This window comes from Enterobacter sp. CFEC122 (genome assembly GCF_052983755.1).
In genome coordinates, this window is the sequence record NZ_JBRIQR010000015.1 from 46,500 (window position 1) to 68,701 (window position 22,202).

Genomic DNA, 22,202 nt, shown 5'->3' on the forward strand with positions numbered 1-22,202 from the left:
GAAAGATGGGGACTCAGCCCGGCCCGTCGGCTGCGGCTTTGCGCTGAGCCCCCCACTGTAACAGCAGGCTAAACGACGCGGGTAACACGGTCAGCGTCACCAGCGTCGCAGCCAGCAGCCCGCCAATAATGGCATAGGCCATTGGGCCCCAGAAGACCTGGTGAGAGATGGGGATCATCCCCAGAATGGCGGCACAGGCGGTCAGACAGATGGGTCTGGCCCGGTGCTCCGCCGCTGCCATAATCGCGGCATCGTTTGCCATCCCCTGAGCAAGATTGCTGTCAACCTCGCTAATCAATATCACCGCGTTACGCACGATCATCCCCGCCAGGGCGATGACGCCCAGCAGCGCAACAAACCCCATCGGCGTGCCGCCAGGCAGCATAGCCAGCACGATCCCCGGTAAACCAAACGGGGCCATCAGGAGCGCCAGCAGCATCCGGGAATATCGCCGCAGCTGAAGCATCAGCAGCATCAGCATGATGACCAGCGTCACCGGAAGAACGGTAAAGACGGAGCTGTTCCCCTTATCCGATTCGGCAACCGCGCCGCCTTCTTCAATGCTGTAACCTGCGGGCAGGCTCTCGCGCAGTTTATCGACCGCCGGACGCAGCGCGGCGGATACCGCTTCAGCCCTCAGCCCCGGGGCGAGGTCGGTTTGCACCGTGATAAAGGGCACGCGCTGGCGGCGCCAGATGACCGGATCGTCCACGCCCCAGACCGGCGTTGCGACGGCGCTGAGCGGAATTTTTTTACCGTCATTCCCCTGAATCGTGAGTGAGGAGAGGGTGGCGGTGCTCTGGCGCGCGCTGTCCTCGGCCCTGAGCACCACGTCGACAAGGCGGTCATTATCTCTGATGGACGTGACAACGCTGCCGGACCAGACGGTATTCAGCGTGCGGGCAAGGCTTTCTGACGATATTCCCGCCGCTCTGGCCGCCGTCTGATTCACCTTAAGGGTGATGACCCTCTCCGGCTCTCCGGCCGTCTGGTTAACGTCGCGTGAGAACGGGGAGCGGCCAATCGCGTCCGTGAGACGGTTCGCAAGCGCCCGGACCTGCAGATAATCCGGCCCGCTCACCCGGTATTTGATGGGCCAGCCGACGGGAGGCCCCAGCTCAAGGGGCGACACGCGGGTGATGATGTCGCTAAATTGCGTCGCCAGGATCGTGTTGAGCTGTGCGTGCAGACGATCCCGCGCCGCAAGATCCTTCGCGACCACAACCATCTGGGCGATAGTTTCATTTTCCAGCAGCACGTCCATCGGCAGGTAAAAACGGATGGCGCCTGAGCCAACGTACGTCGAAAAGCGATCGATATTGCTGTTGTCGGCCAGCGCTTTTTCCAGCTTTTCCACCTCTCTGAGCGTTTCCGGCTGCGACGCGTTGGCCGGAAGCGTCAGGCTGACCAGCAACTCGGGCCGGTCCGAGGCGGGGAAAAACTCGCCCTGCATAAACGTCGTGCCGTACGCTGACAGCCCCAGCGCGGCAAGCGCAATCAGTACGGTAGCGAGACGGTGGCGGAGCGCCAGGCGTAAAAGCCGTCCATACCCGCGCGCGATCCTTCCCGGTCCTGCCGCGTGATGTCTGACTTTTTCCGGCAGCAGCCACGTGCCCGTTAGCGGCGAAAACAGGATCGCGACGGCCCAGGAGCAGAGCAGGGCGATGAGCACCACCGCAAACAGAGAGAAGCAGTATTCGCCGGCGCTGGAGGCCGCAAAACCAACGGGAATAAAACCGGCAATCATGACCAGAGTACCGGTGAGCATCGGGAAGGCCGTCGTTTTGAATGCATAGGTGGCCGCGAGTCGACGGGAATCCCCCGCTTCCAGTCGGGAGACCATCGTTTCGACGGCGATCATGGCGTCATCCACCAGCAGGCCCAGGGCAATGATCAGCGCCCCGAGCGAGATACGCTGAAGGCCGATGCCGGCGAGCATCATGCCGACAAACGTCATGGCAAGCACCAGCGGAATGGCCGTCGCCACCACCAGTCCGGCCCGCAAACCCAGCGAGACAAATGAAACCGCCAGCACGATAACAACGGCTTCGATAAGTACCCGGATAAACCCGCTTACCGCTTCACTCACCACCGCTGACTGATCGGCGACTTTCACCATCTCAATACCGTGCGGCAGCCCGGCGCTGAGGGCCGCCATTTTTGCGTTCAGCGCAGCACCGAAACGCAGCATGTTGCCTGTCGGCGCCATCGACACCGCCAGTCCGATAGCCGGTTTGCCGTTCACCCGGTAGGCCGGGGCCGGTGGCTCGGCGATTTCCCGGGTGACGGTGGCAATGTCGGTCAGCGGAATATAGCGATTGTTAACGTGCAGCGTGACGGCGCGCAAACTCTCTTCGGTAGTGAGCGCCCCGCTGACCTTTATCGCCATGTTCTCCTGCCCGGTACGCATCGTTCCTGCCGGGACAACGGCGTTTTGCGCCCGGAGGGCGTCGGCAACGTCCTGAATATCCAGCCCCATACCGGCCAGGCGCGCCGGAGAAAAGGCGAGAACCCACTGCTCCTGCTGTTCGCCCAGCAGGGTGGTTTTGCCCATATCCGGCAGGGACATGAGCTCGCGCCGTATTGTCTCTGCGCTATCCCGCACCTCCCGCAACGTGAAGCCTTCGGGAATAAAGGCGTAAATTGTGCCGAACGTGTCGTCAAACTCGTCATCCACGGCAGGACCCTGCACCCCTTCGGGCAGGGACGGCGCGATGTCCTGCATTTTTTTGCGAACCTGATACCAGATATCGGGCACGCGTTGCGGGGGCGTATCGTCACGGAGGTTGACGTGGATAACGGTGCGTCCGGCACGGGTTTCACTTTCGAGATAGTCCAGCCAGGGCGTTTCCTGCAGCTTTTTTTCAAGCGTATCGGTCAGCAGGCGGGTGGTATCCGTCACGGAGGCTCCCGGCCACTGTGCGGAGACGACGGCCGTTTTAATGGTGAATGCCGGATCTTCGTTACGCGGCAGCTTCTCATAGCAGAACACGCCCATCGCAATCACCAGCAGCATGAAAAAGCTGACCATCTGCTGGTTCTTCAGCGCCCAGGCGGAGAGGTTAAATTTGGCTTCCGATCCTGTGTTCATGGCTGAACCTCTCCGTCCATCACCGGCTCGCCGGGTCGTAATGTGCTCACGCCCGCCGTAATCACCCTGTCGCCGGGCTCAAGGCCGGAGGCAATCATGACGGAGGTGGCTGTATAGCCGACGGGCACCACCACGCGCAGCTGCGCCCGCGACTGCGGGGTAATCACAAAAACCGCCGGTTTGTCGCCGGCTCGGGTCAGCGCCGACGCGGGAAGGGCGTACCCGTGCGGGGCGGCGGAGGGCAACGTCACGGTGACGCTGGCGCCCAGCGCCATGGCCTCCGGCGGGTTTTGCAGGGTGGCTCTGACGCGCCACGTGCGGGTCTGAGGATCGGCCTGCGGGGTGATATCCCGCAGTGCGGCAGACGCCTGCACCGACGGGTCGCCGAGCAGGGAAACCTGCAAAACCGCCTTATCCAGAGGCGGGATCGCATCGGGCGCGGCAATGTCAAACGCCACGTCGCGGGCTTCCCCGGTCGCCAGCGTCAGAACGGACTGGCCGTCGCTGACAACCTGTCCTGCAGAGGCGCTCACGGCCGTGATGACGCCCGCTTGTGGAGCGATCAGTCGCGTCCAGCCGAGACTTTCGCGGGCATTTCGCCATGCGGCCTCGCTGCTTTTTAAGCGCGCGCGGGCGACAAGCCAGTCAGCCCGGGCGCTGTCGAGCTGCGTGCGGGCTATCGCGCCCGTTGGCATAAGCTTTTGCATGCGACTGACGTTAAGCGCGGCGACCTGGGCAGAGGCTTTGGCGCCTTCATAGTCGGCCGCGGCGCTGTCGAGCTGGTTTTGCCCGGTCGTATTATCAAGCGTGGCCAGCAGCTGTCCGGCAGTGACCCGGTCGCCAATATCAACGCTACGCGTCAGTATCCGGCCTCCGGTGCGAAAGCTTAGGGTCGTTTCATCGTGGGCATGGATCTCACCGGTTCTTTCCAGCGCGGGAAGGGAGTGGGCAGAGCCAACGACGACGTAGCGTACCTTACGCACTGGGTCAGGTTTGTTTTCGTGTTTATCACCGCAGCCGGCCAGCGGAAAAATCGCCAGCGCAAGCAGGGCCAGGGGAAGAAAATGCAGCCAGGAAAAGGTGCGCGCCACGCCGTACAAATGATGCAGGCAGTGGCGGAGGGAGAGAAAAAATTCGTCTGACATAACGCCGCTCCATAAAGGGAATGGCGTTATTAAATGCGCGCTACGTCGAGAAAGATTCGATGTTCTGTCAAGGCTTTATCAAGAGGGGAGATTTTCATTATCAGACGGCTGCCAGGGCAACAAAATGCGCACCGCAATGCCGCCGGTTTCCGGTAATGACGCGCTAATCTCACCCCCATGCGCCTCGCAAATCGCCCGGGCGATGGACAAACCGAGGCCGCTGCCGCCGGAATGCCGCGCGCGGGACTGCTCCTCGCGGCTAAAGCGTTTAAACATTTCCGGTAAGAACTGGGGCGACACGCCCGGCCCGTCATCGGTGAATTCGAGGATGTAATGCCCGCTGGCGTAATGCAGCGCCACCTCAAGGTGGCCGCCCTCGCGCCCGTAGCGTAGTGCATTTTCCATAAGGATAGTAACGACCTGCCCCATACGGAACGCATCGCCCCGGAAGGGGCTGGTGTGCGGGTTACGCAGCGTTATCCTGAAATGATGCGCATCCGCCTGGGGCATGATCCAGGCAGCCCGCTCCTGAATCAGCTCATCCAGACAGAACGGCTGGTCCTCCAGCACAAGGTTACCCGCGTCGGCCAAAGAGAGAAGGTGGAGCTCGTCGGTGAGGCGGTTGAGGTGCTGGAGCTGTTTCATCACCATGCCCAGCTGCGCCGGGCTGGCATCAAACACGCCGTCTAACATGCCCTGCAGACGCCCGATGGCGGCCGTCAGGGGCGAGCGCAGCTCGTGCGCCATCGCGACGTGCGAGGCGCGGAGCTCTTTCTCATAGCGGACCAGTTGCCCCGTCATGGAGTTAAAGTCCGCCGCAAAGCTGACCATTTCTGCCGGTGCATCCTTGATCAGCTCTGCCTGACGGCCAAACTGCCCTTCGGCGACATCCTTTGCCGCATCGCGAAGGCGGCTGAACTGCAGCGCCAGCGGGCGGGCGTGTTTGAGCCCCATCACCACAATAAACGGGATCATCACCAGCACCAGCAGGGCCACCGTGACCCAGTCCGCTGAGGCGATGGACGGCGTGGAATAGCTCAGGCCCCACCAGGTATCCACAATCGTGTGGAAGCGGGCCGGATTGGCCTGCGGGTTCTGGCTGAGCGTAAGAAACTCCTGCCGGACCGCTGGCGGCATCCTGCCCATGATCCAGTAGTTCTGGACCGCATAGCGCAGCCACATGCAGGTGGCAATGACGATCACGCTGCCGATAGCCAGCGCCAGGATGCGCGCGCAAATCCAGCGCCACAGAGAGGCGTGCCGGTTTTTTATCATGGCTGTCTGAACCTGTAACCCACGCCGCGCACGTTGATCAGCACGCCGGAAATACCCACGGCCTCAAGTTTTTTACGCAGGTTATAAATATGGGTGTCGACAACGCGCTCCAGCGCCTCGCTTTCCGGCAAACAGTGTTCCAGTAAATACTGGCGGGAAAACGGGTGCGCAGGCGAGCGCAGCAGCGTTGCCAGAAGCGAGAATTCCGTTGGCGTAAGATCGAGCATCACAGGCGCGTCGTCGCCGTTGTCCACGCACGCCACAATGGCGGCGACATCCACCGCCAGCGTTCGCCAGCGAAGGATCTTTTCCTCTGTCTCTTTTTTACTGCTGCGCCGCAGCACCGCCTGCACCCGCGCCACCACTTCGCCCGGATGATAAGGCTTCACCACGTAATCATCGGCACCGTAGCGCAGGGCGCCAATGCGATCGGGAGTATCCCCCATGGCCGTGACCATGATCACCGGCACATCGCTTTTACGACGCAGGCCCGCCAGCACCTCGGTGCCGTTAAGTCCCGGCAGCATCACGTCCAGCAGGATGAGGTCGGGCTTCCACCGCTGCGCCATATCCAGCCCGGAAAGACCGTCTCCGGTAATGGTCACGTCGTAATTTTCACGCCGTAAATAGGCTTCGAGCACGCCAGCCGCGTCGGCGTCATCTTCAATAATCAGCACTCTTCTGGATAACATCCGTTCACCTTGACCATTTCTTAACACTATCCCGACGATTCATTGATTCAGCCAAATCATACTGCGCCAACATTGTGTGGCTGTTCCTGTCTCAGGAGACGCCAGCGTCTGTAAGGAGAGCAGTATGATAGCGATAAAAAAAGTCCTGTATATGTCCGTCCCGCTTCTGATGGTCGTGGCATCCGCCGCGCAGGCGGATGATGACACCGCGTCCGATTCCTTAACCGTCGGGCTGGGAGGGCAATATGCCCCGCGTTACTCAGGCTCAGACAAGCAGGTGTGGCAGGTGGTTCCTGTGCTGCAGGGACGCAAAGGCGCTTTCTTTGTTGATGCACAAAAAGGGGTGGGATATGACCTGCAAAACGACAGCGGTTGGTATTTCGAACACACGCTGGGCGACGACCCCGGAAGGGCTGATAAAAATTCTGGCTGGCGTGAGGGTGCAAACAACCTGAAAGGGATGGGGGACATTAATGCCACCCTGAATACCGGCCTTGCCGTCGGCTGGCAGGCCGCGCCATGGCTGAGCATGGAAGGCAAAGCGACGCTGCCGTTAACCGACAGTCAGGGGGCAAGCTATCAGGCCTCCATTACGCTGATCCCGGTACAAAATAACCAGGACACGATAGCCTTTCAGTCTGCGGCCCTGTTTGGTGACAGCCGTTATATGAATACCTGGTATGGCGTCAGTGAGCAGCAGAGCCGCCGCACCGGCTATCGCCGCTATTCAGCGCCGGGTGGATTTTATGGCGTCGACACCAGCCTGACCTGGAGCCATCAGTTCGATGCTCACTGGGGAACTGTCCTCAGCGCGGACTATACCTGGCTTGGCGACCATGCCAATCAAAGCCCGATCGTGATGCGGCGTAATGAGGGGTCTGCAACCGCCGCTATCACCTGGACATTCTAAATTCTCGGATCATGATGTGAGCGAGGGGGTGAGAGGATTACTTCTTCTTATCCATCATCGCCTTTAAATCGGCAAACGGGTTAAACGTGGCGACGCCCACGTCTTTTTGCGCGTCTTCCCCGGCCACCACGGTGGTGCCGTACCGATCTGCTTCGGTGTATTTCGAATGCTCATGATCGTGGCAAAACAGGCACAACAGCTCCCAGTTGCTGCCATCTTCCGGGTTGTTGGTATGGTCGTGATCGATATGGTGAACCGTGAGTTCACGCAGATTGGAATAGACAAACTCACGCGAGCAGCGTCCACACACCCATGGATAAATTTTTAATGCTTTTTCGCGATAGCCGCTTTCCAGCCGCGCGTAGTTTTTGGGGATCAAAGCCATTGCCGGTTTTACCTGCCATGAAAAGAGTGGGGAAGAGTATATCCCATAACGTTGCGTCGTGACGAACCCGTCAGTTATGTCAATTTATTTGAACCATTCCGTTAAATAAACGGCATTTATTCTTACCGGGTAATGCGTAAAGTGGACAGAACGCAACGCATTATCAGGACACAGGGTTATGAAAAAGATCGGATTTTTATCCTTTGGTCACTGGACGCCTTCACCGCAGTCCGGCACGCGCTCGGCGGCCGATACGCTGCTGCAGTCCATCGATTTAGCCGTGGCGGCTGAAGAGCTGGGGGCAGACGGCGCGTATTTCCGCGTGCACCACTTCGCCCGACAGCTTAGTTCGCCGTTCCCTCTGCTGGCCGCTATAGGGGCAAAAACAAAAACCATCGAAATTGGCACCGGCGTAATCGACATGCGCTATGAAAATCCGATGTACATGGCCGAAGATGCGGGCGCGGCGGATCTGATTTCCGGCGGTCGCCTGCAGCTGGGCATCAGCCGGGGCTCCCCGGAGCAGGTTATTGATGGCTGGCGGCATTTCGGCTATGTCCCGCAGGAAGGGGAAAACGAGTCGGATATGGCGCGTCGTCATACCGAGGTGCTGCTTGAGGTGCTGCGTGGGGAAGGGTTTGCCAAACCGAACCCACAGCCAATGTTCCCCAATCCACCGGGGCTGCTGCGTCTGGAGCCTTATTCAGAAGGGCTGCGCGAGCGTATCTGGTGGGGCGCGGGTTCTAATGCGACGGCGGTATGGGCGGCAAAACTGGGCATGAACTTGCAAAGCTCAACGCTGAAGGACGATGAAACCGGCGAGCCGTTCCATATTCAGCAGGCAAAACAGATCCGCGCGTACCGTCAGGCCTGGAAAGACGCAGGGCATACGCGCGAGCCGCGCGTGTCGGTTAGCCGCAGTATTTTTGCGCTGATGGACGACCGTGACCGGATGTATTTCGGTGCCAGCCGCAACGACAGCGATAGCGTGGGTTATCTTGATGAGAAAACGCGCGCCATCTTCGGGCGCAGCTATGCCGCGGAGCCGGACAAGCTGGTTGAACAGCTGAAAAAAGACGAGGCGATTGCCGAGGCGGATACGCTCTTACTGACCGTACCGAACCAGCTGGGGGTGGATTATAATGCGCACGTGATTGAGTCTATTCTCAAACATGTCGCACCGGCAATGGGCTGGCGCGAGTAGTTCCGCTATCAGCCTTGAGATCGTAATGGAAAACCTGGCCCTCTGGTATCGCCGGTTTGGCGAGCCAGATTCTGTTCTGCAACCTGAAAACGCGCCGCTGGGCGCGCTTGCGCCCGGACAGCTCCGCGTGCGGATGCTGTTTTCTCCGGTCAACGCGTCCGATCTTATCCCCATCACCGGTGCCTATCGACACAGAACCCCGTTACCCGCCGTCGCGGGGTATGAAGGTGTCGGGGTTGTCACCGGGGCGCCCGCCTCGTTTAAGCATCTGGTGGGTAAGCGCGTCCTGCCGCTGCGCGGTCAGGGCACCTGGCAGCGCTATGTGGACTGCCCGGCAGAGTATGCGATACCCGTCCCAGACGCTGTCGACTCGCGCCTGGCCGCGCGGGCCTACATCAACCCGCTGGCGGCGCAGATGATGCTGACCCGCTACCCGCCGCGCGGAAAGCGGGTCTTGCTCACGGCTGCGGGATCCGATTGCGCCATCCTGCTGGGGCAGTGGGCGCGTCAGGCGGGGGCGGAAGCGGTGTACGGCATTCACCGTTCCGCCGTGCATGCTGAACGGCTGGAGGCGATGGGGATCACGCCTGTCGCGCAGCATGACGCAAACAGAATCGGCACCGTCGCCGCACGCAGCGATATCGTCTACGATGCCACCGGCGGGCCGCTTGCGGAAGCGATCCTCAGCGTGATGCCCGAGCCGGGCATGTTTGTGTGCTACGGGCTGCTGTCCGGGCAAGCCTTCACACAGCGGCGGCCTGCGCCGCGCGTGGCGTGGTTCCATATCCGAAACGGTCTGGATGCGCTCAGCGTTGAGGCGTGGCGCGCGGAGTTCGATCGCATCTGGCTGAGGTTGCCCGACAGTCAGTACAGCGACGTTACGGTGTACCCGCTGGCGGAGTGGCGAAGGGCGCTCAGCGCTTATCGTGAAGGTGGAAGGACCCGCAAGCCCCTCCTGTCGATGGCAGAATGACGGCTATTTATGACTCATATCGCTCAGCAGCACGGCGATACTTTGCCCGCCCGCCGTCTGCTCCAGACCAATCTTGACGATGATGGTGAGCGGAACGGAGAGCAGCATCCCAACGGGCCCGAGCAGCCAGCCCCAGAATATCAGGGACAAAAAGACCACCAGCGTGGACAGCCCCAGGCCCCGGCCCATCATGCGCGGTTCCAGTATGTTACCGAACACCAGATTGATGACCAGGTATCCGGCCAGCAGGATCAGCGCGTCGTAAAGCCCGCTGAAAACCAGCACCTGAAGAATAGGGGGGATCGCCGCCAGCACGGAGCCAATGTTGGGAATGTAGTTAAGCGCAAACGCCAGTAACCCCCAGACGAACGCAAAGCGGACGTCCAGCGCCAGAAGCATCACCCAGACGACAACGCCCGTCACCAGGCTAATGGCCGTTTTCAGTACCAGATAGCGGGAAACGCTGTCCAGCGCGCGTTGAATCGCCCCCATTCCTTCAACCGGACGGACCATGATCTGCTGCAGCTTTGCCGGCAGCTGGGGCACCTCCAGCAGCATGAACACCACCGTTAAGAACAGCAGGAAAATGGAGGTCATGGCGTTGGAAAGCTGCGTCAGCAGGCTGGTGACGATCGTCATCGCCGCATTGGGGTCGATATATTTCAGGAGTTCCTCAACCGAGACTTCGATCCCCGCGCGCTGCAGCCAGGGCTCCAGCTGCAGGAGGGGGATCGCCAGCGAAGAGCGATATTTCGGCAGCGTTCGCGCCAGTTCATTGAGCGAGGTGCCCAGATAAGCGACCAGCAGCACCATCGCCACAATTATGATGCTGATAAGCAGCGTGATGGCCAGCACGCGTGGGATGCGCAGCCGCGTCATGCGCTGCACCAGCGGGTTGAGGATCACCGCAATAAACAGGGCCAGAATAAAGGGCACAATAATGTCGGCGGCAAAGCGCACGCCTGTCAATATGATCACCAGCATGCCCAGCATGATGACAATTTTTAACCCGTTCAGGGTAATGATGGGTTTAGCCATGGTGACTCCGCAATTTTCGTTATTTTTATAATAAAGGCGAAAGGCGTTGCAATAAACTAACCAAAATCAAACGGGGTGGGTAAAGAATTGCAAAGACTTTGAGTAAAATCCTGGCTTATGGTACAAATTCGGTGTGTTTAACTACCGAGGACAATTTTCATCCGCAAAGACGAGAAGCAACAACGCGGATAATTGTAATTTTATGGACAATATGTTCAGGACGTACTCTTCAAACAATACTGCTGTATACTCCACCTCTTTCTGCCTGCTTTCTGGTGAGCAACACTGGCGCACCGCACTCTAGTCATTTCTTCTGCCTGAGCTGGCGCTAAGCGCTTAGCTGACTGATTTCAATTCGTATTTTTGGGTTTGCTGCACGCAGCGGGCCACGATGGATTATATTCTCAAGCAGGAGAAAAACATGTTTTACTGGATTTTATTAGCACTGGCTATTATTGCTGAAATTACCGGCACGCTGTCGATGAAGTGGGCAAGCGTCAGCGATGGCAATACTGGTTTTATTTTGATGCTGGTGATGATTTCGCTTTCTTATATTTTCCTCTCATTTGCGGTGAAAAAAATTGCGCTGGGCGTCGCGTATGCCCTGTGGGAAGGGATCGGTATTTTGTTGATTACGCTGTTCAGCGTGCTGATATTTGACGAAACATTAACAACAATGAAGGTCGCCGGATTAACGACGCTGGTCGCGGGTATTGTGCTGATTAAATCAGGTACCCGTAAGCCGTCTAAAGTGCAGAAGGAGCAGAACCATGCAACAGTTTGAGTGGGTTCATGCGGCCTGGCTGGGGTTCGCCATCGTGCTGGAAATTCTGGCGAACGTCCTGCTGAAATTCTCCGATGGTTTTCGCCGTAAGCTCTACGGCCTGATGTCGATTGCTGCGGTTCTGGGCGCGTTCAGCGCGCTGTCCCAGGCGGTAAAAGGGATTGACCTGTCGGTGGCCTATGCGCTGTGGGGCGGTTTTGGTATCGCCGCCACGCTGGCCGCAGGCTGGGTGCTCTTCGGTCAGCGTTTAAATAACAAGGGCTGGATGGGACTCATCTTGCTGCTTGCCGGTATGATTATGATAAAACTCGCCTGACGGTCATTAAGCCATCCTTTACAGGCAGCGAAATTCGCTGCCTGTATTACGCTTAGAAAAGCAAAACCCTGAAGAGGATGGCGGATGTATCGCACATTAAGCTGGCGCAATATTCCCACCGCGAGAACGTTGTTTGCCATGGTCTTTATGGCGGGCATCGGCTTAATCATCTCCGTCGTCGCACTCCTCTATCTTTCCCTGCATCTTATCAGCACCAAAACCAATGAAATTGATGAACACCGCGCGGCGCTTTCCGTACAGGGGGCCATTCAGACATCGGTCAACCGCGTCTCCTCGCTGGTGCTGGATAACGCCGTCTGGGACGATGCGGTGCGGGAGGCCTACCGTCCCACGCTCGATACCAACTGGTTGTATAACACCTGGGGCGCCGGCTTTAAAATCAACAACCTCTATGATGGCACCTTCGTGCTTGATGAGCATTTCAACGTCATCTGGGGATCGTTTCAAAGTCAGCCATTTCAGGAGACGAATCTCGATTTTTTCGGTAAGGGGCTGAAGGCGCTTATTGCTCAGCACGCGCGCGCCTTATCAGGCGATAAAAATATCTATGCCGGGATCAGCAAAACGCGAAGCGGCGTCGCCTTTGTGGGCATTGGGCTGATTCGCCCGATGGTCGGAAGATTACAGGTTACCGACGGAACGCGCCGCTATCTGGTAATCACCCGTCATCTGAACGCCAGAATTTTATCCGACCTGGGGTCGACCTTTCAGATCGATAACCTGCACTTTACGCCGGATAAAATTAACGAGCTGAGTATGCCGCTGCGCAGTTCGGCAGGGGAGCTGCTGGGCTATCTTAACTGGCAGGCACGGCTTCCGGGAGCGCAGGCCGCCCGGGCGGCATCCTCTGATATCACCCAGATTGTCGTGCTGGCATCGGCCCTGATCCTGCTCTTTATTCTGGTGAGCAGCGTGGGGCTGTACAAGCTTGCGCGAGGAGAAAGCCAGGCACGTCTTGTGGCCAGAACGGACTGGCTAAGCCATCTGCCGAACCGGCGAGCGCTCATCGAGGCGCTGGATCGGGTGAGCTTACGCGGAGATATCGACGTCAAAAGCGTGGTGTTTATCGATCTGGATGGCTTTAAGGACGTGAATGACATCTACGGCCACAGCGTGGGTGACGATCTCATCGTGGCGATTGCGAAAACGCTGAGTGAACGGGTGCCGCCGGGGGGAATGCTGGCGCGTATGGGCGGGGATGAGTTTGCCATGACAATCGGCGGTGATAAGGCAGAGACACAGGCCACCGCTTTTGCCGTGTCGGTGCTGGATTCTCTCTCCACCCCGATTCAGCTGGGGGAACGCACCATCCATATCGGGGCCAGTATCGGGATCGCCAGCGGAACCCTGATTGAATGCACCAGTTCCGAGCTGTTTCGTCGCGCCGATATTGCCATGTACCATGCCAAAATGAGCGGGAAAGGGCGTATCACCCACTACGACGCCGAGCTGAACAGCGCCCGTGAGCGCAAGCTGGCGATTGAAAATCAGATTCGTAACGGTCTGGAGCGCGATGAGTTTGAGGTCTGGTATCAGCCGATTATTGACGCCCGCAGCCAGAAAATGAGCAGCGTCGAAGCGTTAGTCCGCTGGCCGCGTCGCCCGGAAGGGCCGCTGGGCCCGGATACCTTCATCGCCATCGCGGAGACCAGCGGTCTGATTTACAAACTGGGCCAGTTTGTGCTGCAGCGCGCCTGTCAGGACCTCCAGCCATACGGTGACTTAACGCTTTCCGTTAACATTTCTCCCGCACAATTCCGCGATCCCGCCTTCGAAGACAAAGTGGCCAGCGTGCTGGAAACCACCCATTTTCCTGCCAACCGACTGCAGCTGGAGGTCACGGAGTCTTATGTGCTCGAAAACCCGGAGCGTGCCCGCATGGCGATAGCCAATCTTAAAGCGCTGGGCACCGCGGTGGCGCTGGACGACTTTGGCACCGGCTATTCCAGCATTGGCTATTTGCGGCGTTTTAACTTCGACACCATCAAGATTGATAAATCGCTGGCCGGGCTGGTGGACCACGATGAACAGGCGGCCGCGCTGGTGAGCGGCACGGTGCGGATCGCCAACGCGCTGGGGATGGCGGTGGTCGCCGAAGGGGTCGAAACCGAAAGACAAATGAAACTGCTGCGGCTGGCTGGCTGCGATCAACTGCAGGGTTTCTGGTTCAGCCAGCCGATGCCGATTGAGTCAATCAGGGCATTACATCAGGTCAGACGATGCTGATTTACTGCTGCGCCAGCGCTTCCAGCTTGTCGCGAAAGCCGGTCACGGACAAGGCCCGGTTATCGGCCCGCCAGCGATCTTTCGCCGCCGGTGCAGAGCTCTGCACGCCAATCAACTGCCAGCCGTTATCTGTTTTCAGCATCAGCGGTGAACCACTGTCGCCCGGCAACGTATCACACTGGTGCGAGAGTACGCTGGTTTGCGCCCAGCCCGTCACAATACAGTCGGTGTGGGTGTAAAGGGTATCCAGATGGTCGACAGGATAGCCGGACTGCGTCACCTTCCGGTCGGCGGCTTTCAGCGCGGCGGTGAGTGCGTCTTTATCGCCGTCAAATAACGGCAGCGGCGTAATGCCGGAAGGGGGGTAGCGTAAAACGATCAGGCCAAAGTCCCATGAGGCGGCCGCCGGTGGCACGATCCAGCCGTCACCATCCGGTTTCAGCCGTTTGCCGAGAGACGGATCGACCCGGCCTTCAATGCCGTGTATTTCATAGCGCCAGGTCCCTTTTTGCGACACAAACCGCAAGGCCACCGCTTTATCCGGCTTGCCGTTTGGCGGCGTTAACAGACAGTGGCCTGCCGTCAGGGCAAGCTGAGGGGTGATCAGCGTCGCAGTACATAAGTTACCGCTGGCGGTTTCCAGTTGACCTATAGCATCCCAGGGCGCCTGGGTGGGATCGGCGACGCGCGTACGGTCGTCATGATTGAAAAAAAGCGTCTTTAGCTCTTTCGCGCTAATGGTGTCATCACCGCCATCATCCGCATGTGAGAATCCAGAAAAAAGACCAAACGTTCCCAGTAACAACACAACAGATTTACGCATATCTCACTCTGGTGGGGGTAATTATGATTATTAAAAGTGAACCCTATGAAAATACTATAGACGGGACAGCGCTAAAGTGGGAGTAAAATCAGCGTGCTACATTCAGGAAAGATAAAAATGGCTGGCGATGAGCGCGCATAAAATAAGCAGGATCAGAATCAGCTCAAACCGATAGCGCCGCAGCATACGCCCTCCGGATAAAAAAAACGGCGCGGAACCTGTTCCGGTTCAGCGCCGGTTTACCAACGTGCCCCGAAGGGCACGGTTTAGCTTGTACTCTTACGCAGCTGGCTGTGCAGCTGGTTTAGCAGCTTCGTGTTTTACTGCTTTTTTGTGATGCTTTTTAGCAGCCTGGGCTTTCTGCTCTACAGCCGGTTTGGTCGCTTTTTTGTGGTGCTTTTTAGCAGCCTGGGCTTTCTGCTCTGCAGCTGGTTTGGTCGCTTTTTTGTGGTGCTTTTTAGCGGCCTGGGCTTTTTGCTCTGCAGCCGGTTTAGCGGCTTTATGATGTTTCTTGTGATGGACAGTTTTTGCTGGCGCCGCGGTGGTCGTTGCAGCAGGTGCCGCAGCAGCCGGTGCAGCAGTGGTTTCAGCAGCGAACGCAGCAGAAGACAGACCCATAGCAGCGGCAACAACCAGAGCTAATACTTTTTTCATGTTCATACCCTCGAATTTGGTTTTTCATTTAACCCCACTGCGGGGCCGTTGAAATAACTATATCCCTGTAAATTCGGGGTTTCCGTGAGTGATTGGTATCGGCGTGTAACCATATGTACATTGCCGGGGTCCTGCACAGACGGCTCCCTCTCCCATGAGGGTGTACGGGCTGGGGTGAGGGGGAACATACGACTTCTTTACCTGAGGTCCCTCATCCCCGGCCAAACAGATTACAAATAGCGGGAGTTCAGATGCTCGCGGAAGTAACGGATATTCAGATCTTCACCCGTCGCCTGGGTGATTAACTGCGACGTGCTGAAGCGACTGCCGTGCTGCCAGATGTTCTGACGCAGCCACTCAAAGAGTGCGGAAAAATCGCCCTCAGCGATGGAGGCCTGCAGACCCGGAAGCGCCGTTTTGGCCGCATGGAACAGCTGCGCGGCATACATGGCCCCCAGCGTATAGGATGGGAAGTAGCCAAAACCGCCGTCGGTCCAGTGGATATCCTGCATGCAGCCGTTGCGGTAGTTGTCTTTGGTGGATAACCCGAGCCAGGCCTGCATTTTCTCGTCCCACAGGGCAGGGATATCGTCCACTTCTATCTCGCCGTTGATCAGCGCGCGCTCAATCTCATAGCGCAGCACCACGTGTGCCGGGTAGCTCACTTCGTCCGCATCGACGCGGATATAGCCCGGCTTCACGCGCTGGTTCCAGGCAATAAAGTTCTCTTCGCTGAACGCCGCCTGGCTGCCAAAGCGGGCGTGCACCGCAGGGAGAAGATGCTTGAGGAAGGCTTCACTGCGTCCCAGCTGCATCTCAAAGAACAGGCTCTGGGATTCGTGGATCGCGGTTGAGCGGGCGAGGGCAATCGGCTGTCCTGCCCATGCGCGCGGCAGGTTTTGTTCGTAGCGCGCGTGTCCGGTTTCGTGGATTACGCCAAACAGCGCGCTGAGCAGTTCATCCTCGTCGTAGCGCGTGGTGATGCGCACGTCTTCCGGCACGCCGCCGCAGAACGGGTGCGCACTCACGTCGAGGCGACCGCCGTTAAAATCGAAGCCGAGCATCTTCATGGCTTCCAGGCCCAGCTCACGCTGTGTTGCCGTCGGGAAAGGCCCCTGAGGAGGAACAAACGAGCGCTGAGCCTGCTTTTCCACGACGTTTGCCAGCAGGTCCGGCAGCCAGGATTTCATATCGCCGAACAGAACGTCCAGACGGGCGCTGGTCATGTCGGGCTCAAAAATATCCAGCAGCGCGTCGTACGGCGTACAGCCTTTGGCTTCCGCCCGCAGGCGCGCCTCTTCACGGCTGAGTTTGACCACCTCTTTCAGGTTGGCGGAAAAGCCCTGCCAGTCGTTGGCGGGACGCTGCGTGCGCCAGGCGTGCTCGCACCTGCTGCCCGCCAGGGATTTGGCTTCCACCAGCGATTCTGGCAGCAGGGTTGCCTGCTGGTAGTGGCGCGTCATTTCGCGCAGGTTGGCCTGTTCGACGTCATTCAGATCTTCACCTGCCGCCGCCGCTAACAGGTCGCCGACTTTTTTATCGGTCAGGATCTGGTGCTGCAGGACGCTCATCTCCGCCAGCGCCTCGCCGCGTGCGGCGCTGCCGCCGGGTGGCATCATGGTGAACATGTCCCAGCTGGCGATGGAGGTAAGGTGCGAGAAGCGGGAGAGACGCTGGAAGGTTTTCACAAGTGACTGATAGGCTGATATTTTTTGCAATTCTTATTTCCTCATGCCGGGGATGTGTTTCAGGGAGCATACAATGAAACAGACCCAATTCCCCAACATTTCCCACGCGGAGGAAATCTGTGCCGATCTCCTCCGTTGAAACCGTCCCCGGCATTCCGGGAGACGGTTTTCGGTGGGCACTCAGGACTTATCGCGCATAACCTGTTGCAGGATCGCCAGCGCCTGGTTGAACTGGGCATCCGGAATGGTCAGCGGATAAAGGAAGCGGATCACGTTGCCGTACTGGCCGCAGATCAATAACAGCAGACCCTGGGCGAGCGCCTTTTGCTGGATCGCCTGCGCGATGGCGGCCGACGGTTCACGGCTCTCGGGGTCAAAAAACTCCGCCGCAATCATCGATCCTCTTCCCCTTATCGCCACGAGCGCAGGGAAGGTGCCCTGAATCTCCTCCAGCGTGGCTTTCAGCCGATCGCCCAGCTCACGGGCGCGCGCGCACAGCGACTCGTTGTCGATAATCTTCAGCACCGCGTGCGCGGCGGCCACCGCAAGCGGGTTGCCTGCATAGGTGCCCCCCAGGCCGCCGGGAGCCGGCGCGTCCATGATTTCGGCGCGGCCCACCACGCCGGACAGCGGCATTCCGCCTGCCAGGCTTTTCGCCATCGTCATCAGGTCGGGTTTGTCCGCGTAGTGTTCCATCGCAAACAGTTTCCCCGTTCGGGCGAAGCCGCTCTGCACTTCGTCGGCAATCATCACGATCCCGTGTTCATCACAGATACGGCGGATGGCGGCCACCAGCTCTGGCGGGGCGACGTTGAATCCGCCTTCACCCTGAATGGGTTCAAAAATAATCGCCGCCACCTGTTTCGCCTCAATATCTGCTTTGAACAGGCGTTCTATCGCCGTGATGGCATCCTGCGTCGTGATGCCGTGCAGCTCGGAGGGATACGGCACGTGATAAACCGAGCCCGGGAAGGGGCCAAATCCCAGCTTGTAAGGCGTGACCTTGCCGGTTAAGGCCATGGTCATATAGGTTCGGCCGTGAAAGCCTCCCCCGAAGGCAATCACGCCCGGTCTGCCGGTGTGGGCCCGGGCGATTTTAATGGCATTTTCCACCGCTTCCGCGCCCGTTGTGAAGAACGCTGTTTTGGCCGGGCTCTGCACCGGGGCCAGCTCGTTAAGTTTTTCGGCCAATGAAACGTAGCTTTCATACGGCACAATCTGGTAGGCCGTGTGGGTGAACTGGTGAAGCTGTTTTTCCACTGCGGCCACCAGTTCAGGATGACGATGGCCGGTATTCAGTACCGCGATCCCGGCGGCGAAATCAATATAGTCGTTGCCTTCCACGTCGGTGAGCGTGGCATTCTCCGCCGAGCGGGCAAAGAAATTACACATTACGCCAACGCCGCGCGGGGTGGCAGAAAGTCTGCGCTGATGAAATTCCTGGTTACTCATGTCAGATACCCTTTTGTCGAAACGATCATACGCCAAGACGATCGCGCAGGCTGTAGTACGCCGCGCCCATCGCCGTAAATGGAATCCGCAGGCTGCGGCCGCCCGGGAAGGGGTAGTGCGGGAGGTTGGCAAACGCATCAAAGCGCTCAGCGTCACCGCGCAACAGTTCCGAGATCAGCCGTCCGGCCAGGTGGGTGCAGGTCACGCCATGGCCGCTGTAGCCCTGCATGTAATAGATGTTTTTATCCAGACGACCAAACTGCGGCATACGCGACAGGGTCAGCAGGAAGTTGCCCGTCCAGCGGTAGTCGATTTTGACGCCTGCCAGCTGAGGGAAAGTTTTCAGCAGCTTTGGCATCACCAGGCGCTCGACATCGTCCGGGTCGCGCGCGCCATAGACGACGCCACCGCCGTACAGCAGGCGGTTGTCGGCGGTGAGACGGTAGTAATCCAGCAGGTAGTTACAATCTTCCACGCAGTAGTTATTGGGGATCAGCGAGCGGGCGACCTCTTCCGGCAGCGGGGCGGTGGTCACCACCTGGGTGCCGCAGGGCATGCTGCGTTTTGCCAGCTCCGGTTCGATCTTATCGCCCAGATAAGCATTCCCGGCGACGATCACGTAGCGGGCCGTCACCTGACCATGCTGCGTGCTCACCACGGCCGGGCTGGTGTGCTGAATGGCGGTCACCGGGGACTGTTCATACACCCGCCCACCGTTCAGGCGAATGGCGTCCGCTTCGCCGATCGCCAGGTTCAGCGGATGAATGTGCCCCCCGCTGCGATCCAGCAGCGCGCCGGTATAGCGTTCGCTGTCGACTTCCCGGCGGATGGCGCTGGCGTCCAGCAACTCCAGCTGCGTGTTGCCGTAGCGTTCCCAGTTGGCTTTTTGCTCCTCCAGCGTCTCCAGCTGCTTATGGTTAAGCGCCACAAACAGCCCGCCGGGACGATAGTCGCACTGGATCTGATAGCGCTGGATACGCTCCCGGATGATCTCCCCGCCTTCAAACATCATGCTCCCGAGGGCTCTGGCAGCATCGGGGCCGTAGTTTTTCTCAATCACGTCGATGTCGCGGCTGTAGGAGTTAACCAGCTGGCCGCCGTTGCGTCCGCTGGCGCCGAAGCCGATGCGCGCCCCTTCAAGGAGCACCACGTCGTAGCCCATTTCGGCGAGATGCAGCGCGGAGGAGAGGCCGGTATAGCCGCCGCCCACCACGCACACGTCACAGCTGATCGATTCGTTAAGCGTCGGGAAAGGTTCGTAAGCGTTCGCGCTGGCCGCGTAGTAGCTGGTGGTATGTTCGGTCATGATTGAGGCTCCAGGGCAATCCAGATGGTTTTCAGTTCGGTAAATTTTTCCAGCGCGTGCAGGGACTTATCGCGACCGTTGCCGCTCTGCTTATAGCCGCCAAAGGGGACGGTCATATCACCGTCGTTATAGTTATTGACGAAGACCGAGCCGGCTTTCAGGCGGCGGCTCATGCGGTGCGCGCGGGAGAGATCGCGGGTCCATACCGCCGCGCCAAGCCCATATTCACTGTCGTTGGCCAGCGTTAAGGCGTCCTCTTCGGTTTTAAAACGGGTGACGACCAGCACCGGCCCGAAAATCTCTTCCCGGCACAGCGGGGAGGCAGGGTCGATGTCGACGAAAATGGTTGGACCGACTGCGGAAGGCCACGATTGTTCCCGCCCGTCCAGCAGCAGCGTACCTTTCCGGGTTCCCTCGCGAATAAACGTGTGGACGGTATCGGCGTGCGCGGCGTCGATGAGCATCCCCATCGTGCTGTCGGGGTCGAGCGGATCGCCCGGCTGCCAGTGGCGGGCCTGCGCCTTCAGCCTTGCCAGGAAGTCATCAGCGATGCTGTCTTCGAGCAGCAGGCGGGTGCCGGCGATACAGACTTGCCCCTGGTTATAAAAAATCCCGGCGGCGGTCGCGCTCACGGCCTTGTCCAGGTCCGGACAGTCGGCAAAGATAATGTTGGCGCTTTTGCCGCCCGCCTCCAGCCAGACGCGCTTCATGTTGCTTTCTCCCGCGTCCTTCAACAGCTGCTTGCCGGTACGGGTAGAGCCGGTAAACGTCAGCACCTCGACCTCCGGATGCAATGCCAGCGCCTGGCCCGCTTCGTGGCCGTAACCGCTTATCACGTTCAGCACGCCGTCAGGCAGGCCCGCCTCTTTCGCCAGTCCGGCCAGCCGCAGGGCGGTGAGCGGTGATTTCTCCGATGGTTTCAATACCACGCTGTTGCCCGCGATCAGCGCCGGGCCCAGCTTCCAGCAGGCCAGCAGCAGTGGGAAGTTCCAGGGGACGATGGCCGCGACAACTCCGATGGGCTCGCGCACGATCATCGCCAGCTCGCCCGGACCCGTAGGCGCCACTTCGCCGTAGACTTTATCCGCCGCTTCGGCGTACCAGCGAATGGCGCGTGCCGCGCCGGGAATATCGTCGCGCAGGCTGTGGCGGATGGGTTTACCGGTGTCCAGCGTTTCCAGTAAGGCCAGCTCTTCGCCGTGACGTTCCATTAAATCGGCGAGCGTATTGAGCACGGCCTTGCGCTGCGCCGGAGACGCCTGCGACCAGTCACCGCGCTCAAATACCGCACGCGCGGCCTGAACCGCGCGGTCCACGTCCGCCTGCTTGCCCCGTGCGACGTTCGCCAGCGTCTGCTGGGTCGCGGGATTGACGGTTTCAAACGTGGCATTATCGGCGGCGTCACAATAGGCACCGTTAATAAATAACCGGGTCTCAATGGCGCTGTTTTTTGCTTTATCCTGCCAGTAAGTCAGGTGCTGAAAATGCATATTCACTCCTTTCTTTCGCAATCAGATAAATAAAGGCATGGCCGTTTCAGGCAATACGAAGCCGTGGGGCATCCCGGGAATTAACCCGTTAAATGCCGACAGCGATCGTTTTTATATTTCCCGGCGTAAGCGCGCTTACGCCGGGACTGAGTGGTAATTAGAACGTGGTGGGAGTGTGGGCACTGATAATGCGGCAGATGCCTGCCGAGGTGTTGCTGAAGCTGTGCGGTATGCCGGTATTGATGGCATAGCTCTGCCCCGCAACCAGGTGATATTGCTGGCCATTAATGGTCAACAATATTTCACCTTCCAGTATCGTACCGATCTCCTCACCCTGGTGTTTGATCCTCTCTCCGGTCGTGGTTCCAGGCTGGTAAGTTTCAAAAATCATCGCCAGCGTACGGTTCGGATTTCCGTTATGAACCAGCTTCATCGAAACCCCCTGACTGCCTATTTCGATAAGGTCTTCCTGATTAATAACCACCTGCGGTTCATCAGGTTTTTCCGGTTCCGAAAAGAATTCCGAGAGCGACAGCCCATAAACTTTCAGCAGCTTTTGCAGCGTACTGATAGCAGGACTGACTTTGTCCTGCTCAATGGTGCTGATGGCACTGTGTGTTAACCCAGACAGTTCGGCGGCACGCCGCTGCGAGAGACCCAGTTGCTGGCGGATCTCAGACAGACGTTTCCCTGGCGCCAGTCCGTCATCGCTCATAGTTGCATTTCCTT

General features: G+C 58.8%; 20 protein-coding genes. 7 read left to right on the plus strand and 13 right to left on the minus strand.

The genetic code is table 11. The features are described 5' to 3' along the window. Positions 1-13: 13 nt before the first annotated feature. From ACVCAM_RS12450 to ACVCAM_RS12465, 4 genes are all read right to left on the minus strand, one after another. Positions 14-3,091: an efflux RND transporter permease subunit gene (locus tag ACVCAM_RS12450; protein WP_407223291.1), complete on the minus strand. Its 3,078-nt coding sequence runs from the start codon at positions 3,089-3,091 to the stop codon at positions 14-16. After that, a complete protein-coding gene (locus ACVCAM_RS12455; RefSeq protein ID WP_248243688.1) occupies positions 3,088-4,236 on the minus strand; it encodes an efflux RND transporter periplasmic adaptor subunit in 1,149 nt (382 codons plus the stop codon). The genes ACVCAM_RS12450 and ACVCAM_RS12455 overlap by 4 nt, the downstream gene beginning before the upstream one ends. Before the next feature lie 78 nt (positions 4,237-4,314). Beyond that, positions 4,315-5,511, minus strand: a complete 1,197-nt coding sequence (locus ACVCAM_RS12460; RefSeq protein WP_407223292.1) for a sensor histidine kinase — start codon at positions 5,509-5,511, stop codon at positions 4,315-4,317. After that, positions 5,508-6,203 carry a response regulator gene (locus ACVCAM_RS12465; protein WP_126306813.1) on the minus strand — a complete coding sequence of 232 codons (696 nt, stop codon included), beginning with the start codon at positions 6,201-6,203 and terminating at the stop codon, positions 5,508-5,510. Before ACVCAM_RS12465 ends, ACVCAM_RS12460 begins: the two co-directional genes overlap by 4 nt. Positions 6,204-6,327: 124 nt before the next feature. On the opposite strand from ACVCAM_RS12465, the gene ACVCAM_RS12470 reads away from it, so the two are divergent. Further along, positions 6,328-7,113 carry a MipA/OmpV family protein gene (locus tag ACVCAM_RS12470; RefSeq protein WP_407223293.1) on the plus strand — a complete coding sequence of 262 codons (786 nt, stop codon included), beginning with the start codon at positions 6,328-6,330 and terminating at the stop codon, positions 7,111-7,113. A gap of 37 nt (positions 7,114-7,150) precedes the next feature. Here the strand turns inward: ACVCAM_RS12470 and yajD are convergent, their stop codons facing one another. Next, positions 7,151-7,498: an HNH nuclease YajD gene (gene yajD, locus ACVCAM_RS12475; protein WP_023617218.1), complete on the minus strand. Its 348-nt coding sequence runs from the start codon at positions 7,496-7,498 to the stop codon at positions 7,151-7,153. Between the two features lie 178 nt (positions 7,499-7,676). Between yajD and ACVCAM_RS12480 the strand changes: the two genes are divergently transcribed. Beyond that, positions 7,677-8,702: an LLM class flavin-dependent oxidoreductase gene (locus tag ACVCAM_RS12480; protein ID WP_008500518.1), complete on the plus strand. Its 1,026-nt coding sequence runs from the start codon at positions 7,677-7,679 to the stop codon at positions 8,700-8,702. A 25-nt stretch (positions 8,703-8,727) separates the two neighbouring features. After that, the gene (locus ACVCAM_RS12485; protein ID WP_407223294.1) at positions 8,728-9,675 is read left to right on the plus strand and encodes a zinc-dependent alcohol dehydrogenase family protein; all 948 of its coding nucleotides are present in this window, start codon (positions 8,728-8,730) and stop codon (positions 9,673-9,675) included. Positions 9,676-9,678: 3 nt separating this feature from the next. Here the strand turns inward: ACVCAM_RS12485 and ACVCAM_RS12490 are convergent, their stop codons facing one another. Further along, complete coding sequence (locus ACVCAM_RS12490) at positions 9,679-10,713, minus strand: AI-2E family transporter (RefSeq protein WP_023617736.1); 1,035 nt, start codon at positions 10,711-10,713, stop codon at positions 9,679-9,681. A gap of 133 nt (positions 10,714-10,846) precedes the next feature. Between ACVCAM_RS12490 and ACVCAM_RS12495 the strand changes: the two genes are divergently transcribed. The 4 genes from ACVCAM_RS12495 (at position 10,847) to ACVCAM_RS12510 (ending at position 14,060) form a co-directional block, all read left to right on the plus strand. Continuing rightward, a complete protein-coding gene (locus ACVCAM_RS12495; protein ID WP_085930315.1) occupies positions 10,847-11,017 on the plus strand; it encodes a protein YdgV in 171 nt (56 codons plus the stop codon). Positions 11,018-11,134: 117 nt separating this feature from the next. After that, the gene (gene mdtJ / locus ACVCAM_RS12500; protein ID WP_008502463.1) at positions 11,135-11,497 is read left to right on the plus strand and encodes a multidrug/spermidine efflux SMR transporter subunit MdtJ; all 363 of its coding nucleotides are present in this window, start codon (positions 11,135-11,137) and stop codon (positions 11,495-11,497) included. Further along, positions 11,484-11,813, plus strand: a complete 330-nt coding sequence (gene mdtI, locus ACVCAM_RS12505; protein WP_008502462.1) for a multidrug/spermidine efflux SMR transporter subunit MdtI — start codon at positions 11,484-11,486, stop codon at positions 11,811-11,813. The genes mdtJ and mdtI overlap by 14 nt, the downstream gene beginning before the upstream one ends. Before the next feature lie 84 nt (positions 11,814-11,897). Continuing rightward, entirely contained in the window at positions 11,898-14,060 is a 2,163-nt protein-coding gene (locus tag ACVCAM_RS12510) for a bifunctional diguanylate cyclase/phosphodiesterase (protein ID WP_059365127.1), read from the plus strand. A gap of 1 nt (position 14,061) precedes the next feature. On the opposite strand, the gene ACVCAM_RS12515 is transcribed toward ACVCAM_RS12510, so the two are convergent. The 7 genes from ACVCAM_RS12515 to puuR all read right to left on the minus strand — a co-directional run bounded on the left by ACVCAM_RS12515 (position 14,062) and on the right by puuR (position 22,188). After that, positions 14,062-14,883, minus strand: a complete 822-nt coding sequence (locus ACVCAM_RS12515; RefSeq protein WP_008502460.1) for a trypsin-like serine peptidase — start codon at positions 14,881-14,883, stop codon at positions 14,062-14,064. Positions 14,884-15,162: 279 nt separating this feature from the next. After that, positions 15,163-15,537: an acid resistance repetitive basic protein Asr gene (gene asr, locus ACVCAM_RS12520; RefSeq protein ID WP_021241183.1), complete on the minus strand. Its 375-nt coding sequence runs from the start codon at positions 15,535-15,537 to the stop codon at positions 15,163-15,165. Between the two features lie 230 nt (positions 15,538-15,767). Further along, complete coding sequence (locus ACVCAM_RS12525) at positions 15,768-17,255, minus strand: carboxypeptidase M32 (RefSeq protein WP_407223295.1); 1,488 nt, start codon at positions 17,253-17,255, stop codon at positions 15,768-15,770. A gap of 150 nt (positions 17,256-17,405) precedes the next feature. Further along, complete coding sequence (puuE, locus tag ACVCAM_RS12530) at positions 17,406-18,677, minus strand: 4-aminobutyrate transaminase (protein WP_063435702.1); 1,272 nt, start codon at positions 18,675-18,677, stop codon at positions 17,406-17,408. Between the two features lie 25 nt (positions 18,678-18,702). Beyond that, positions 18,703-19,983 carry an NAD(P)/FAD-dependent oxidoreductase gene (locus ACVCAM_RS12535; RefSeq protein WP_063453735.1) on the minus strand — a complete coding sequence of 427 codons (1,281 nt, stop codon included), beginning with the start codon at positions 19,981-19,983 and terminating at the stop codon, positions 18,703-18,705. Next, positions 19,980-21,473, minus strand: a complete 1,494-nt coding sequence (puuC, locus tag ACVCAM_RS12540) for an aldehyde dehydrogenase PuuC (RefSeq protein WP_407223296.1) — start codon at positions 21,471-21,473, stop codon at positions 19,980-19,982. Before puuC ends, ACVCAM_RS12535 begins: the two co-directional genes overlap by 4 nt. 157 nt (positions 21,474-21,630) lie before the next feature. After that, positions 21,631-22,188, minus strand: coding sequence for an HTH-type transcriptional regulator PuuR (gene puuR / locus ACVCAM_RS12545; RefSeq protein WP_008502454.1), 558 nt, complete (start codon positions 22,186-22,188; stop codon positions 21,631-21,633). Positions 22,189-22,202: the final 14 nt, after the last annotated feature.